A 13886-nucleotide genomic window follows, 5' to 3' on the forward strand; every position below is an offset into this window, starting at 1 on the left:
ACTCATAATCGCTTGGTCGCTGGTTCAAGTCCAGCAGGGGCCACCAGACACAGCAAGGGCTAGCGAGAAATCGCTAGCCCTTTTGCTTTTTATGGGGATACTTCGGGGATACTTTCAAACGGGAAACATGGTGATTTATGGTTAAATAACAACCAATCAGCCAAAGTATCCGTAATAGACCCGGTAAACTGCCATGAAGATGTCACGGACATCCCGGCCATCGACCAAAAAATAAGAGCTGTTCAGTGAATCGCCGCACTTCATCAGACCAACTGGGGAACCGATAATTTCAACCGTCTCATGCTCCTTGTTCCTTTTCGGATCGCACGAGTAGTGCTTGGTGTGATTGCACAACGACCGAACCACTAGGTATTCAGGTAGCTCCAGCAACGCTTTATCAAGCGCTTCCTCCCTGCTCAGTTGGCCGCTCGGCTTCCCGTCATAATCGCTTTCCTTGCCCTGAAAAATCCATTCCCGAAGGTGGTACATGGGAAACAGCGTATCGATCAGCCCCTCTTCGGTCGGGTGCTTATAAAAATTCACCCATTTGCTTTTGAGATGCTCGAACATCGCCCCGGCATCACCCTTGCTGAATAAACCTGCCATAACGTTACTTCGCCTCCTGCAAAAAAATTACCGCAATTTTACAGCAAATCCATCTGCCCGGTGGCAAGGGGATCGTATTCTTCAACCAAAATGTTGAGTTCGCGCCGGAACCACCGGGCCACCAGTTGGCGGTGACAGAACTCGCCGGGCTTCTCCCAGCACAGCAGCACCGGCTCCTGAGCGCCTGTCAGCGCGTGCAGTTCGTTCCACACCTGCCGCGCATCAAGGCGGCCCAGAACCTCACTTTCGTACAGCTCGATATACCGGGACGTGCTCACCGAGTTGAACCAGGCTCCCGGAGCCAGCGGCTTATACATGCGATACCCGGCGGGCGTGTTGCGTGGCGCATACCGGGCAATGCTGATGCGGCCGGTACCGCGGTAGAGAGAAAAGCATGAAGTCTTCATATCCTGTCCTTATAAAACAATAACTTACACCATTAATTATACATTAAGACGCTGTTTTATAACGTTTTTTAACTTCTGGTTCAGAGGATTTTCCGAGCACAGGCAGAATTGCCCACAGCGGTTAAAAGGGCTACCGTTAGGCCAGAGAAACGGAGGACTGCCAACATGCTGATGAGTAAAGCCGAATACGCCAAACACCGGGGCGTCAGCCGCCAGACGGTCTATGCCTGGATTGAGCGCGGAGAAGTTGTTATGTCCGGGAACAAAATAGACGTATCAGCGACCGAGCAACGACATCACACCCCAGAACAAACCGAAGTGGTTGCGGCCGAGAACCGCTGGGCGCACCGCACAATCGAGATGACATGGCCGGAATTCTGGGATGCAGTCAAAGCTCAGGACGGGAAAGCACCGGCCCCAGCGAACGATGAAGAAGTACGTCAGCGGGTTCTGGCGGCGGTAGATGAAATCAACTGGTACGTCGAGTTTCTGGATGATGGCGGCGTATGGATGGATACAGGGGATTCTGAGCATTTTTTCACGCAATACAGCTTCACACAAAACGCCCAGCTCGCTATCGAAATGATCCGCCGCGACGTCTGCTACACAACCAGCAGAATTCTGGCTGGAGAGATCGGAGACGAAAAAGACGACTGGAGCCCCGCCGGGATAAAAGCCCTGGCGAAATGGGCGAAATAGACCTGAAAAAGTGTCAAGTCTGGCCTCGTGTCAGGTTGACACTTTACACTTGCCTTGACAAAAAGTGTCAACCCCCGCTGTAAGCCCCGCCACTATTGCATTCGCGTTGCCTGCTCTGTCAAAAACACCCGTTTTTCTGAGTAAAAGCGTCAAGTCGGATGGTTAGATTTCACAAGGTTGAGGGGGGAAAGTGTCAAGCCAGCCCGTCGGCGATATTAAGATTTATTAAGTTTTTTCGGACGAAAGTGTCAAGCGGCGGACGACGATGTTAAGGTTTGTTAAGGTTCTTTGCCTGATTTTTTTCCAAAAAAAAGCCCCAACCAAAAGGCTGGGGTTGTTCGATCGAGAAGGATGGAATCAGTGCAAGTGATCAATCAGGCACAGGAGGCCATTCAATGTCTGGCGCCAGAGATGTATCAACCCGGCTCAGCAGCACGCTGTAAATCTCCCATTCCTCCAGCAGCTGCTTTTCAACGTCTGTAGCCATGTCGTATTTCGCTGCCCGCTTAAGCGGTGCAATAGTCGCTTCAGCTTCCGACATCAGGCGTAATTTTTCTGCGTTAGCTTCAGCCAAAACATCTATGGGCACCCGCTCAATCTCACCATTAATAAATCGCCATTGATTGATAGAGAAATCAGCAGGCAGGCTTGAAACTTCGGCAACGCTGCCACCGTCAGGGCATAAAAGTGAAGCATCAGTTGCTACCGATATAATTACTCCATCGCTTCGATATTTGATTTTAACCGTATCTTCCTGAAATGCAGAAAGAGATTCATACCAGTCAGCCCCGCCCTCACTGACATAAAATTTGGCATTGTAGATTTCTATTAATTCTTTCTTATCATCATCAGATGGCACGTACTCTGTGAAGTTTTTTAAATTTAACATATTTACCATCCTGCGTTTATCCACGTCCCGTTAACAAGTTTCTGTAGTGGCCTTCTGACCGCATGCCCAACATAATCATCTCCAACAACTTTATCTGAACCCGTAACAACGTAAGGTGATTTTTCAGCCCATGTGTTGGAAGACTCAACCGCACCCAACCTGATATTTTGAACATAGCGTGCGTCACTTTCAGCCTTTGTGTAAGCCTGCCCTGCTGGGGTGTAGTTGCCTTTAGCCTGATAGCGTGCATCAAAGTTTGTCCATGCCGCAGGTGCAAAGGTCCCGTCTGTATTAAATACAGATGTTCTTCCTTTGGAATTAACATTAATTCTACCATCGGCAGTAATTTCAATACCACTACCAGGGGTGTAATTCCAAAGCATGCACGATTCGCTGTTGGCGTTGGCCTTTCCTACATAAAACGATGAAGACCCATCACTGTTGAAACCCATAATATAGCGCCGTGTATCGCTACCCGTTGCGCGGAGAGCAATATAAGGGGTTGCATTGCTTATAGTTAATAATCCAGTTAGTGTTCCTCCAGTTATTGGCAGCGCCCCTACATCCCCCGCTGTTGGTTTGAACGCTGTACTATAGAGTTGAGACCAAGTTGCGGTTTTCGCACTGGTGTTGATCATCCCCACATAAGACTGATTAGAACTGCGTAGCGTAACCCAATATTGGTTCGTATAGATGCTGTCAACATCAACTGAAAACCTCGTATTTCCAGAGTTTGCTGGCATTCCTTCAGTGGCTGAACTGCCAGCACCGACACCAAGAGCGGCATGTTTAGCAGTGCATGTAATATCAAATATTGATGACAGCATCGCTAACCCAACGGTAGTTCCCAGGCCATAATCCCCGACCTGCAAAACTCGCCCTGATGTTGCGTCATATCTTGAAGAAGTAACATCGCGAAATGCAGCCGTTCCCAGTCCGGCGTAAATTGCCCCGGGGTTTGCCACGTTAAAGAATGTCTTCGTGTTATCCAGCAGGCAAACCAGAGCCACATCTTTTAGGATGTCATTCGCTACCAGCTCAGCTTTGTTGCCTTTGTAGAGCTTAAACGTACCGAGAACGCGGCCGCCCATTGTCAATTGTAGTGTGGCTGCGCCGGTATTGTTTTGTGTCGGGTAGACAACGATCGGTGTTTTCATTACCCAGTCAGTCGAGCCGTTTAGGAAAAAAGTGGTTGGCAGCTCAAGGGTAAGCGCGTTTGCCGTGCCGCCAGCGGTACCCGATGTATAAAAACCGCTTTGGATATGAGCGATCTGGGGGAAAGAATTTTCAGAGCCGCGTGTGGAAAAATTGCCAACAACATCTTTCAGTGCCCAGCCTTTCGCTGTAGTACCTTCCTGCCCACGGATAACCGTCAGCGTATCACCACTAACCGCCGTCAGGTGGCAGACCTCAAACGCAGTTTCGCCGGAGTCGGTCAGCGTAATTTTCGCGTAGTTTTTTAACGTTGTGGATTTGTTGCTGAAATCAGATGTCAGGAGAGGCGCAAATAACGGGCCATCGCCCGGTAGTACAGAAAAAGTAGTCTGGCTGGCCGTGATGTCGGATGCCAGAGAAGAGACCACATTGTTACCGAAACCCAGTATCATTTTTCAGTCACCTCAGTTTTTGTTAATTTTTCCATCTCGTCCAGGCGACCAGATAATTTTTCCAGATTTTCTGTCACTGGCCTGAATGCCTCATCTACTGCAGCTTTTACAATTTCCGCCATCTGCTCGTCTTCCGGCTGAGTGGTCACTTCCACACCCGAGGGCTTATCCCCTTTGTCCCACACGCCAAGCGGTACGAGCGCAACGTGATCGATAAGGAAAGGCGTACCCTCGATAAAGAAACCATCCTCGCCCATGGCGTTCTTCACGTCTGCACAGCCATCCCCTCCACAAAATACAACCGACGGGCTGGTAGAGACGTTATCCTTTTCCTTCAGGATATAGTCGATGATCTCCTGCCCATAGATACGGCATACAGCCCAAACCTCGTCCCCTCTGATGTAAGGCAGCATAACGGTACCGACAATACGTTGTTCCCCTACCGCTTCCAGCGTCTTCCCTTCCGGGTGATCGATAATTACAGGCACACCGGAACAGCGCTCCAGGAACTGCGGGTTAAGGTACGTTTGAGGAGAACGCCAGACGAATTCTTTTTCGTTGGAACGGTAAGCCAGCCCGGTGCCGGTAATGCGCAGGTTCACCAGCCACATATTCATAAATTTGTACGGCGATGGCTGTACTCCATCGCGGATTTGTTTTGCTACCTGAATTTCTGTCAGCAACATGGGAGTGATCCTGATAATGAGAAAAAGCCCAACCATTACTGGTCGAGCTGGGTATAGTTTTTATTGACTTGGATTTGGGTTGATTCGAACAAGGCGGCGCGGTGGGGTTTTAAATGCCGCGAGCCATGTATTTGGATCACCATGCCAGTAAGTAACACGGCGTCCCGCTTCATCCATTCGAACGGTTTTATGCAGATAACCCGGGGTATTCTCAATCGCCCAATCTACTCCTTCTCGCGCAGCCCTGTAAATCTGGTCTTCCAGAACGCTTAACGTTGCAGAATCTGAAACAGAACGGATATTCACGCCCCCATAATCCTTCGCAAGGCTTTGCAAACCAATCAGTGCTCGCTTACGGTAATCCATGGTTTTTTCACCAGAGAATGGCTGCGGTGCATTTCTTCCAACGCCGCGGTAAGCCGAGTCAGCTTTCGCCTGTGCTTCACTCATCGCGTTCTGGTCTTCATCAGCTGCAACTGTACGCAGGTTCGGTTTACCGTCATCAACTTTCGACAGGTCTTCCGGCGGCATCTCGTTTAGCGTGCTGAGGATCTGTTGAGGAGTTACCCCCTGAGATGTGGCGAGTGCTTCGACCACCTCCAATAACTTCGCTTTCAAATCTTCGTTTGGTGCTGGCATATCTTCTACCTCTCATTTAATTAAAATTGCGCGGTATGCGCATTGCTGCCGGATAAGCGCGGCATCGCTGAATTCTTTAGGCCGTCTGCTCGACAGGCTGAAGCGCTTTTTCCATCAGGCGACGGGCTACTTCATGAATGCTGGGGGCTATACCAAGCGGTGAGCTGCGGCGCTCCTGCTCCTGGAGACGGTGGAGGGCATCAATCTGTTCACGGGTGAGCAGAACGGGTTTTACGTTTGGATTTCTCATGGTGGTTTCTCCTGAACGGTAACGACAATTATCATTGCACAAACTGCAATAACGATCCATTATGTTGCTCGGAATGAAATGAAACCTCATCCCTTGTCCAATATCCTCTCTGCCGCCCCACCTAGCGGCGTAAGCAAAAAGCCCCGGAGCTGGTCCCTCTGGGGCTTTTTTATTTCTGCAGAACTAAATTCATCATTGTTCATACTGAAATGTCGGAGCATAAAAAAACCCACGCTTTCGCATGGGTCTAGTGGGTGCTTTCACTGCGAGTCATCATCTGGTGGACTCTGATCATACTCGTTGCGAGGATTCTGCCTGGCCCGTTTCAGTGCGTCGGTAGCCTGCCCCTGCTGGCCTTTCTTCCCTCCCGGTCGCGCGGTTCTGGCACTTACAACACTGTCGGCCACCAGCGCATACCCGCTTTGCGGCTCTCCATCCTGCCCGGTCCACTGATTCACCTGCAACTGACCGGATACGCTCACAAGGTCGCCCTTCTGGTGCCTTGCAAGCGCATCAGCCTGTCTGCCGAACGCCGTCACACCAAGCCACATCGTCGCCTCGCCGTTCTCGGCCGCCCGGCACGGCAAGGTGACAGCCACACGAGCAAATGCCATGTTGCCGCCGTTACCAGTGGCTTTTGTCTGCACCTCCGAAATAATCCTTCCGTAGGCTGCCATCTGTGCTGTCACGGTCACACCTCCTGTAATTTTTCTCCGGTTTCCGTCACCGCCGGCCGCAGCCCGGCGGCATCGTTGTAATAGCGCTCAGCGGCGCTTTCCTGCTGATAACACCAAGATGCCAGTTCATCGTAAAACGGCTTCCAGCGGCGCGAGTACGTGGGCTGGGACACTGACACGAAGCGCAGCAGCGCGTGATGCACTCGCGTATGCGTTATCGGCTTTAGCCCGGTGCCCTTGCAGCGGCTGCACGGCTTCATGACCGGGCGGCCCTGCCGCTTGCTCTCTTTCAGGTCACGTACCTCGCAGCGCCCTCCACACTGGCACTTCGCGCCGGGCGTGTCTGCCGTTCTGGAATAGTCCTCCAGCACGTGGGTCGCCAGCACCGCGACAGCCTGGGTGACACTCTTCCCAGCATCCTTGCCAAGATATTTCCCCCTTATTGCCTGAGCATACTTCTCCAGCTCGAGTAGCGCGGTTCGCATCGCGCCGCCGTCTTTGGTGTACTTTGCCGTAATCAGCGCCATACCCGCTGGCTGGTGGGCCTGTGCAATGCCCATCGCCGCAATCACATCAGCCCTGGTCAGGTGGCTGGTTCCCGTCGCTCTCCCCTGATACTCGATCCCCGGTGATTTGGGGTCACCTATCGTTATGGCATATTTCAGCCTCATGGGGTTTCCGTTCCTTTTTTAAGACGAAGGTATTCCGCTAAGCTTATATCCGAGAGGTTCTTCCATCGGAGCGTGATCCAACGGATAGTAAGTATTCTTTCTCAAATAAATATTGAAGAATTGCTCACCTAGCTTGCCGATAATATATTTTCCTTCCTTTCGTTCTAGCCAGCAGCTGCCATATGCCCCCAAGAGATCCGGTAAATTGTGACTCTTAACCAATGGGGTCGATGTACATGGCTTTTGACGCTCCAGCCAAGACCTTGCTCGCTGAGGTAAGTTTTCTGGTCTGTAGTCCCACCAGACCGATATTCTTAACTTATCGTACCCAATATCCCGCCAGTTAATGAGCGAAGGGCAGCCATACAAGGTGGTATGAATATAGCCCCCCTTTAATTCCTCCGGGGCATTTGCATCTACAGACTTTCCATTTAAATCTATTTTTTCTTTTCTGATGAGTTCATTAATACCAGCAACCATCAGTGGCAGGATCACTCCCTGCCGTTCATAGCTCTTCATAAAAAATCCTCACTTCAATAGCAGACGACCAGAAAAGGCCAAGTTGGCTCAGGTATTGGTCTGGTCGGGATATAGAACTCCTGTTACGGGATATCATGGGATACGCAAAATCCACCTAAACAATTGAATAGAAATACATTTTAATATCCATATCCCGATATCCCATAAATCCCATTAGTTTTTAACGGTGGTCTTCAACATGTGTGCCTCATCACTTAAATGATGTGTAACCCTCTCATTAGGGTAAAAAGATAAATTCCGGTGGGATATCGGGATATGACAAACAAATCTTTATTTATTATGCAGTTACATAAAAAATCAAATCCCAAGATATCCCAAAATCCCATTGAATCAGGCTATATATCCCACTCAGTCTTCAGGAGGATCAATCAACACGATGAATCGTTGTTGATGATTATTAATTTTTAACGTCTTACTCGGCCAACGATCAGGCTCATATTTAATGAGCATCCCAGCGTCGAACAATGCCTGACATCCCACATTGCGAGAAATTCCATCAAGGATTTCTTCATCGAACACAGATTGAATAATGTGATATTCGAGCTGCCCATCATCTCTTTTGTTGCTGACGGCATAACCTGCCAGATTCTGGATCCGTGCTGCATGGCTATTATCAATGTTGCCATTGAGCTTCCCAAAGGTGTATGGCTGAAATCGATTCAGAGCATAGCGCTGTAAGAAGTCTCGCGCTCGACTCACAATCTGATGCTTCTCTCGATTTTCCAAGCCGAAGTCCTGCAACCAGTCATCAAATGCCTGTTTGGTTGCGGCCTGGCATTCCTCAGGCATCCAGCCAGTGATTTGCTGTGCCAATTCCCCCGCTGCATCCAGCATCGCAAAACGCGATGCCACACGCCGGACCTGTGCAGATGCGCCTTCCGGAAGACGGCCCAGCCACATATTTTCTTTCTCAATGGTGGTGTTGATAGCTATTTCTTTGTTAACAGCCAACCAACGAACCCACTCACGACCGGCCGCGCCACAATAACCCGACGATAAACGCTTTATGGCTCTAGCGTGTTCATCACCGTCGTCATAACCATTAAAATCTGTCGTGTCGGTAAAAGGGACGCTCAATAGACGCACCAGTTGCCCAGCCTTAGGGGTAATTCCACCTTTGATGAGAAAAGTTTCAAAATCCTCTTCTCCAGTACTGAGCGCCGCAATTTTCCATCGCATGGATGCACGATTCCCACCATCTTTACGGCCCTGAATACGCCCCACTCCGTTAAATAGGCTGTATGCAGATTGGGAGATTGCTTTAACATCCCCGCCTTGCCCAATTTCATCGATTGGAACAAACCCATCGTTCCGCGACGCGGCCTCTACCGTTAGTCCATATTTGGTCGCATCCCAGGATAATTTGAGCATTTCGGGATCACCATAAAGGCTGGTTGCCGCTTCGACTGTTGTTGTTTTACCAGATGATGACTGAGCAAATAGGTGAACACCAAAACAACTCCCTCCGGCCAGAGAGTTCAGCGGAGCTGCAAGCCCGACAAGAGTACCCAGCATCATCGAGTGATTACCACGCATCAGTGAAGCTACATTGTCCCGCCATTCTTCGGCAGTCCCCCGAACAACATAGCCTTTGACAGCAGCAGAACCACCGCAGAAGGCCACAGGCCGTTCAGGTATTCCAATCACCTCGCCATCTGGCATGACATAAGCGCCACAGTGCCACCCAGCGGTTGAAGTAACTTCCCACGCGGTACGCTCACCATGCCGCTGGAGATACTCCGCCAGTTTGTTTAGCAAATGCGAACTGGTAGTTATAGAAACCCCGCGCCCTCGTAATCTAGCCCAGCCAGCAGCCATTCCGATTTCATTACGCGGTAATGCTTCATGTATTATTTTCCCTGAATCAACGGGCTTCATCTCAATGACAAAATACGCACCTCCGCCATCATGACCTACCCCCACGGTTCTAATCGGATCACATAACCATTCCCCTGGTCTGGTCACTTCACCTGAGCGCCCGTCTATTTTCGGAGTCACCCAATACAACCCGTCCTTACGTACTTCAACGCATGGAGCCAAATCGTCTTTATGCTCGTTTTTCCCCTGCCCCCTACTTACCTCCGCAACCAGACTTTCACCACGCTCGGCCTGTTCACGAAGCCTGGATAAATAGTCGCGCCAGTCTTCTGGTTGGCGGTCGGGGATCCCTTTGTACAGCTTGGCATCCTGTACCCCGGCCAGCGCCAGCTTTTCAGCAATAGCATTAATCAAAATTGGCTCAATTTCCCCGGCAATATAAACGCGGGCACAACGTCTCCCGGTATCAATAATTTGATAATTTTCCAGGTTTGAAAGATGCCCTGAACCGAGTCGGATCGGTGGGACTGTGTCACCCGCAATTTTTTTGCCATAATCATCCTCCCAGGCTTTTGCATGAGCGTAAGCATCAGATCCGGCAAATATCACAGCCTCTGTAAATTTATCCTTCGGCAACTGTTTAACGTTCGGAGCCAGTTTCATTTCCCGCCAGTCCTCTCACGCATGATCTCGCGCAGCACGCGGATTTTATCATCGCCGTCAGCAGCCCCAAGGAACCGCGCTACATCAGATTCGTTCGTATTTCCCTGTAAATATGTAAAGTCCCTACCAAAGCGGCCAGGCGAACAGGCGCAAGTGTTGTCATACCCAACACGGCGATATTCAATACGCTGCTGAGAGACCGACAAAATAATAATTCGGGATCCGTGGCGGTCTTTCCAAATATCACCAGGTCTGATTTCAGGGCGAGCGCGTCCGTAGGCTCCAGAGCCATAAGATTTATATTTCATTAAAATTTCCTCTTAGCGGTTACGCTTCGCGGCCTTCGCCACTTCGATTATATTGCTCAGGGAATTAGTGCGAGCGACCATTGCCTGGACAACTGCCATTACACCGATGCGCGGGAGGGATTCAATGAGTTCATCCAGCTCTGTGCCGTGGGCATCGTTCATTTCCAGCCAGCACAGCTCCCGTTCTGCGCCGAGGGCATTAGTGCCATACAGAAACATCACATCCTCGAACCCGATATCAATGCCACGCTCACGCAGCTGCGTGCCGGTGGTGATGGTAGCCCGGTAGGAAACAATTTGATCCTGCGCCGTGTACTCAACGCCAGCAGTATCGAGCGCGGTCTTAAACAGGTCCATCATGTCCAGGCGTTCACGCTGCAGCGCCTGATTGAAAGGGGTCGCTTTGGTGTCCACATCACCGACGTGGGGCAGGATCACTACATTTTTTGCCGAAATTTTGGTAGATTGGTTATTAACCATGATGCGTTACCTCGTATAACGTTTTGTGGTGAGAGGCCCGGTTAGTGCCGCAAACACTGCCGGGCTTCGCTAATTTCACTTGATTTAATTTCGAATGGTATATACCATACGCAACCATCATATAACAATGGTATATACCGATGCAAGAGAAAAAATCCACCAAAAGAGAATTTGATCGTTCTGGAAGTACCGTCAAAAATATCCGCTTCGAAGACGAACTGCTGGAACAAATCAACATAGCCGCTGGCCCTGGACAATTCAGCGCCTGGGTGAAAGATGCCTGCCGTAAGAGATTGCTGCGCGAAGGTTTCGACCCTAAAGCCTGACCCCCCACCAGCATAGCCGGGCCGAACCCCGGCTTTTTTTGTGCCGTGGATAAATGCGCCAGAAAACGCGACAGGTGCGCGAAAGCCATCTTCATAGCGCCCCCATCACACATCGGTACGAACGGATGCAAGGTACGCATCGAGATCGGATTGCATGTAGATCGTCTTCTTACGACCGACCTTGTAGAAAGGGATTTTTACCCGGCCAGAACTGTGCCAGTTCGCCAGCGTTCGCGCTGCAACGCCGATGTACTCCGCCGCCTCCGGGCGAGTGAATTTCTTACCAGTGGGTTGAATCTGAATCATAGTGTTTCACCGTGCTTTGTGATGTTCGACGGTGAAACTATGGGCAAGGAGGAAAAAGGAAAACAGACGGCATAGCCGCTATGCAGGGTGCGTAGCCGCTATGCATCTGGAGGGATCACAAGGCTGAATGATTTTCTCTCATTTGGGGATTTTGGGCGGATACCAGCACTTTTTATTCCTCGCTTTAGGGTATCAATGCTGATTTCATTATTGAAATAAGCGCGGATTTTTTCACACATTTGCCCAAGACTGGCACCAGGATATTTTCTCCAAGTTGCTTTGGCGATTTTTAACGCTTGAGCGCTATGGCGATTTCTCGCTTTTTTGGCATTTTCCTGAAGTTTTGCTCGCGCATATTTCTCTTTCAATTTGGGTTCAAATAGAGTGTGCATTTTCCCCCGAAGATTTGCGGCGTACACCGTATCGAACATAGCCTGCGCCAGCGCCGCTTGCCCTTGGTGTTGTAATATCATCCCGGCACACCATAGCTTCGTATGTTCATCTGAAAGCTTTACGCCATATTTTTCAACAAACGCAATTAATTGCTCAGAATCATCCAAAGCCACAACACGCTTAAATTCTGCAGCATGCTGTTCAGGAATTTCACTCAAAACAGGCGGTTCATATTCTTCCTTGAGAGTGGTCATTGCCCTGATGCAAAGCTCAAGATTCCCTCCGCCAGAACCAATCATTACCGCCCCTTTAGAATGCTGCTGAATAATCCTTTCCAAGATACTCAGATAACTCTTCATGCTTTCTTTTCTCCCGGTTGAGGGTTCAAAAGAGAAAAAAGGATCGACCGCTTATCTTCATCTGACATAACACCCATTACCGCTAACAACTGCGCATCGAGGTTGGCGGCCTTCTCTAACCGTCCGGCATGCTCGAGGATGGCGCGCTCTATCTTTGCGGCCGGTTCCTGCAGCTCGTCGGCGGAGAAGTGCAAATAACCCTGCGTAACGTCAGCGCTGCGCATGGTTTTATGGTTCATCAGGCGTTTCAGTATGTACGAGCCCACGCCCACCAGCTCAGCCACGCTGCCGAACGTGCGTCGGGCATCATGGCAGGTGAATGCTATGGGCGATTCTGCGCCGTTCTGCGCAGTCGCCTGGCTTATCTGGTCTATTACCCTGCGTGGGTCGGTAATGATGCCACCCTGCGCCGCCGGAAACACATACGGGTTATCGTCGGTGCGCATCGCCTTACGGCGCTCAAAAATTGAGTAAAGTGTATCAGTGATCGGCAGCTCCAGCGGGTCGCCGTTCTTGGTCTTGTCGATCCAAAAATAACGTCCGGACATTTTCACCCGCTCCCACTCAAGCCCGAACACCTCAGAGCGACGCAGGCCAGTAAATAGCGCAACATCGAGCGCATCACATACTGACACGGCGAAATCATCCCGTACGCTGGCGGAGTGCTGCCGAACAGCATCAACGGCACCCAACCACCGGGAGAGCTCGTTATTGCGTATGCGGGATGTTTTACGCGTGGTGCCATGCCATTTACGCTTTGTGCTAAGCACCATCGTCGGCGGGTCGGGTAGCAGTCGGTTGCCGTCATTATCGCGATAATGATCGTGCGAGTAGCGGTACACAGCGCGTAACACACGAGCCCATAAGTCAGCCTGGGCTTTACTGCCTGCAGCCACGCCAGCACGCTGGGGTTTATCGCCGAACCACACGCCACCCTCAGTGATTGCTTTGTGCCTGGCCTCGACCCGTTCTCGGTCAATGGCCGCCAGTGGTGTTTTAAGCCAGTCCCCGGTGAAATTGGTAAGAATCCCCTGGTACTGGTCAATCGTCGTTTGTTTTATTCGGTGCGAGCGGGATCTGATGTATTCCGCCAGCGCGTCTGCCAGGGTTATGGATTTATTTCTTTCTGCCTGCCTCTGCTCGTTTGGGTTCTGTCTGGTAGCCGCCACCTCTCCCAGAGTACGCGCTGCCATTTCACGCGCCTGGTCTATTGTGAGATCGGGAAATTTTCCCAGTGTTACCCTAAAAAATTTACCGTCACGCTTCCTGACAACACAGAAACTTTTGCTGCCATTAGAAGTGATCCTGAGCCGTAGCCCGTTAACCACGCTGTCAGCGTATTCAGCACGTTTTCCCGGCTCAGGAGCCTCCAGCTCGAGCAAAGCCAATTTGGTGAATCTGAGTGTACGCATGGATGCTTGACCTATGATTATCCGGGGATACTTCGGGGATACCGGAAACAGGGTGAATTGGTTAATTATAGGTCATTATAGAGGAAATACATGTGCACTAAATACCTGTTTTTCTTGATAAGTGATAATTAGGTAATTATTTCACCTAAA

At 50.4% G+C, this 13886-nt stretch carries 18 protein-coding genes; 2 read left to right on the plus strand and 16 right to left on the minus strand.

What is annotated here, in order from left to right; genetic code table 11:
• Window positions 1-156: 156 nt before the first annotated feature.
• Window positions 157-606, minus strand: a complete 450-nt coding sequence (locus VF709_RS24205) for a hypothetical protein (protein WP_440232408.1) — start codon at window positions 604-606, stop codon at window positions 157-159.
• Window positions 607-644: 38 nt separating this feature from the next.
• Window positions 645-1013, minus strand: coding sequence for a DUF488 family protein, N3 subclade (locus tag VF709_RS24210; protein WP_440232409.1), 369 nt, complete (start codon window positions 1011-1013; stop codon window positions 645-647).
• Window positions 1014-1178: 165 nt separating this feature from the next.
• On the opposite strand from VF709_RS24210, the gene VF709_RS24215 reads away from it, so the two are divergent.
• Window positions 1179-1712: a hypothetical protein gene (locus VF709_RS24215; RefSeq protein WP_440232410.1), complete on the plus strand. Its 534-nt coding sequence runs from the start codon at window positions 1179-1181 to the stop codon at window positions 1710-1712.
• Window positions 1713-2082: 370 nt separating this feature from the next.
• Here VF709_RS24215 and VF709_RS24220 read toward each other — a convergent pair whose 3' ends face one another.
• From VF709_RS24220 to VF709_RS24270, 11 genes are all read right to left on the minus strand, one after another.
• Window positions 2083-2601, minus strand: a complete 519-nt coding sequence (locus VF709_RS24220) for a tail fiber assembly protein (RefSeq protein ID WP_440232411.1) — start codon at window positions 2599-2601, stop codon at window positions 2083-2085.
• Between the two features lie 2 nt (window positions 2602-2603).
• Complete coding sequence (locus VF709_RS24225; RefSeq protein WP_440232412.1) at window positions 2604-4208, minus strand: phage tail protein; 1605 nt, start codon at window positions 4206-4208, stop codon at window positions 2604-2606.
• Entirely contained in the window at window positions 4205-4894 is a 690-nt protein-coding gene (locus VF709_RS24230; protein WP_440232413.1) for a DUF2213 domain-containing protein, read from the minus strand. The genes VF709_RS24225 and VF709_RS24230 overlap by 4 nt, the downstream gene beginning before the upstream one ends.
• 60 nt (window positions 4895-4954) lie before the next feature.
• Complete coding sequence (locus tag VF709_RS24235) at window positions 4955-5533, minus strand: NUDIX hydrolase (protein WP_440232414.1); 579 nt, start codon at window positions 5531-5533, stop codon at window positions 4955-4957.
• Between the two features lie 76 nt (window positions 5534-5609).
• Complete coding sequence (locus VF709_RS24240; protein ID WP_440232415.1) at window positions 5610-5783, minus strand: hypothetical protein; 174 nt, start codon at window positions 5781-5783, stop codon at window positions 5610-5612.
• Window positions 5784-6043: 260 nt separating this feature from the next.
• Window positions 6044-6472: a single-stranded DNA-binding protein gene (locus VF709_RS24245; protein WP_440232416.1), complete on the minus strand. Its 429-nt coding sequence runs from the start codon at window positions 6470-6472 to the stop codon at window positions 6044-6046.
• A 2-nt stretch (window positions 6473-6474) separates the two neighbouring features.
• A complete protein-coding gene (locus VF709_RS24250) occupies window positions 6475-7131 on the minus strand; it encodes an antitermination protein Q (protein WP_440232417.1) in 657 nt (218 codons plus the stop codon).
• 18 nt (window positions 7132-7149) lie between these two features.
• The gene (locus VF709_RS24255) at window positions 7150-7650 is read right to left on the minus strand and encodes a hypothetical protein (RefSeq protein ID WP_440232418.1); all 501 of its coding nucleotides are present in this window, start codon (window positions 7648-7650) and stop codon (window positions 7150-7152) included.
• A gap of 369 nt (window positions 7651-8019) precedes the next feature.
• A complete protein-coding gene (locus tag VF709_RS24260; RefSeq protein ID WP_440232419.1) occupies window positions 8020-10152 on the minus strand; it encodes a DUF927 domain-containing protein in 2133 nt (710 codons plus the stop codon).
• Complete coding sequence (locus tag VF709_RS24265; protein WP_440232420.1) at window positions 10149-10460, minus strand: DUF4222 domain-containing protein; 312 nt, start codon at window positions 10458-10460, stop codon at window positions 10149-10151. The genes VF709_RS24260 and VF709_RS24265 overlap by 4 nt, the downstream gene beginning before the upstream one ends.
• Window positions 10461-10472: 12 nt before the next feature.
• A complete protein-coding gene (locus tag VF709_RS24270) occupies window positions 10473-10940 on the minus strand; it encodes a hypothetical protein (protein WP_440232421.1) in 468 nt (155 codons plus the stop codon).
• Window positions 10941-11080: 140 nt separating this feature from the next.
• Between VF709_RS24270 and VF709_RS24275 the strand changes: the two genes are divergently transcribed.
• The gene (locus tag VF709_RS24275; RefSeq protein WP_440232422.1) at window positions 11081-11266 is read left to right on the plus strand and encodes a DUF3950 domain-containing protein; all 186 of its coding nucleotides are present in this window, start codon (window positions 11081-11083) and stop codon (window positions 11264-11266) included.
• Window positions 11267-11371: 105 nt separating this feature from the next.
• On the opposite strand, the gene VF709_RS24280 is transcribed toward VF709_RS24275, so the two are convergent.
• From VF709_RS24280 to VF709_RS24290, 3 genes are all read right to left on the minus strand, one after another.
• Window positions 11372-11572 carry a helix-turn-helix domain-containing protein gene (locus tag VF709_RS24280; protein WP_440232423.1) on the minus strand — a complete coding sequence of 67 codons (201 nt, stop codon included), beginning with the start codon at window positions 11570-11572 and terminating at the stop codon, window positions 11372-11374.
• Window positions 11573-11670: 98 nt separating this feature from the next.
• The gene (locus VF709_RS24285; protein ID WP_440232424.1) at window positions 11671-12324 is read right to left on the minus strand and encodes a hypothetical protein; all 654 of its coding nucleotides are present in this window, start codon (window positions 12322-12324) and stop codon (window positions 11671-11673) included.
• Entirely contained in the window at window positions 12321-13736 is a 1416-nt protein-coding gene (locus VF709_RS24290; protein ID WP_440232425.1) for an integrase arm-type DNA-binding domain-containing protein, read from the minus strand. Before VF709_RS24290 ends, VF709_RS24285 begins: the two co-directional genes overlap by 4 nt.
• Window positions 13737-13886 lie beyond the last annotated feature (150 nt).

Source organism: Enterobacter sp. Lyrl_3, from assembly GCF_051948675.1.
Classification (GTDB): Bacteria; Pseudomonadota; Gammaproteobacteria; order Enterobacterales; family Enterobacteriaceae; genus Enterobacter; species Enterobacter cloacae.

Bases quoted from the DNA above. Each gene is read 5' to 3' on its own strand.
- VF709_RS24205 (WP_440232408.1), bottom strand. From the start codon at position 606: ATGGCAGGTTTATTCAGCAAGGGTGATGCCGGGGCGATGTTCGAGCAT.
- VF709_RS24210 (WP_440232409.1), bottom strand. From the start codon at position 1,013: ATGAAGACTTCATGCTTTTCTCTCTACCGCGGTACCGGCCGCATCAGC.
- VF709_RS24215 (WP_440232410.1), top strand. From the start codon at position 1,179: ATGCTGATGAGTAAAGCCGAATACGCCAAACACCGGGGCGTCAGCCGC.
- VF709_RS24220 (WP_440232411.1), bottom strand. From the start codon at position 2,601: ATGTTAAATTTAAAAAACTTCACAGAGTACGTGCCATCTGATGATGAT.
- VF709_RS24225 (WP_440232412.1), bottom strand. From the start codon at position 4,208: ATGATACTGGGTTTCGGTAACAATGTGGTCTCTTCTCTGGCATCCGAC.
- VF709_RS24230 (WP_440232413.1), bottom strand. From the start codon at position 4,894: ATGTTGCTGACAGAAATTCAGGTAGCAAAACAAATCCGCGATGGAGTA.
- VF709_RS24235 (WP_440232414.1), bottom strand. From the start codon at position 5,533: ATGCCAGCACCAAACGAAGATTTGAAAGCGAAGTTATTGGAGGTGGTC.
- VF709_RS24240 (WP_440232415.1), bottom strand. From the start codon at position 5,783: ATGAGAAATCCAAACGTAAAACCCGTTCTGCTCACCCGTGAACAGATT.
- VF709_RS24250 (WP_440232417.1), bottom strand. From the start codon at position 7,131: ATGAGGCTGAAATATGCCATAACGATAGGTGACCCCAAATCACCGGGG.
- VF709_RS24255 (WP_440232418.1), bottom strand. From the start codon at position 7,650: ATGAAGAGCTATGAACGGCAGGGAGTGATCCTGCCACTGATGGTTGCT.
- VF709_RS24260 (WP_440232419.1), bottom strand. From the start codon at position 10,152: ATGAAACTGGCTCCGAACGTTAAACAGTTGCCGAAGGATAAATTTACA.
- VF709_RS24265 (WP_440232420.1), bottom strand. From the start codon at position 10,460: ATGAAATATAAATCTTATGGCTCTGGAGCCTACGGACGCGCTCGCCCT.
- VF709_RS24270 (WP_440232421.1), bottom strand. From the start codon at position 10,940: ATGGTTAATAACCAATCTACCAAAATTTCGGCAAAAAATGTAGTGATC.
- VF709_RS24275 (WP_440232422.1), top strand. From the start codon at position 11,081: ATGCAAGAGAAAAAATCCACCAAAAGAGAATTTGATCGTTCTGGAAGT.
- VF709_RS24280 (WP_440232423.1), bottom strand. From the start codon at position 11,572: ATGATTCAGATTCAACCCACTGGTAAGAAATTCACTCGCCCGGAGGCG.
- VF709_RS24285 (WP_440232424.1), bottom strand. From the start codon at position 12,324: ATGAAGAGTTATCTGAGTATCTTGGAAAGGATTATTCAGCAGCATTCT.
- VF709_RS24290 (WP_440232425.1), bottom strand. From the start codon at position 13,736: ATGCGTACACTCAGATTCACCAAATTGGCTTTGCTCGAGCTGGAGGCT.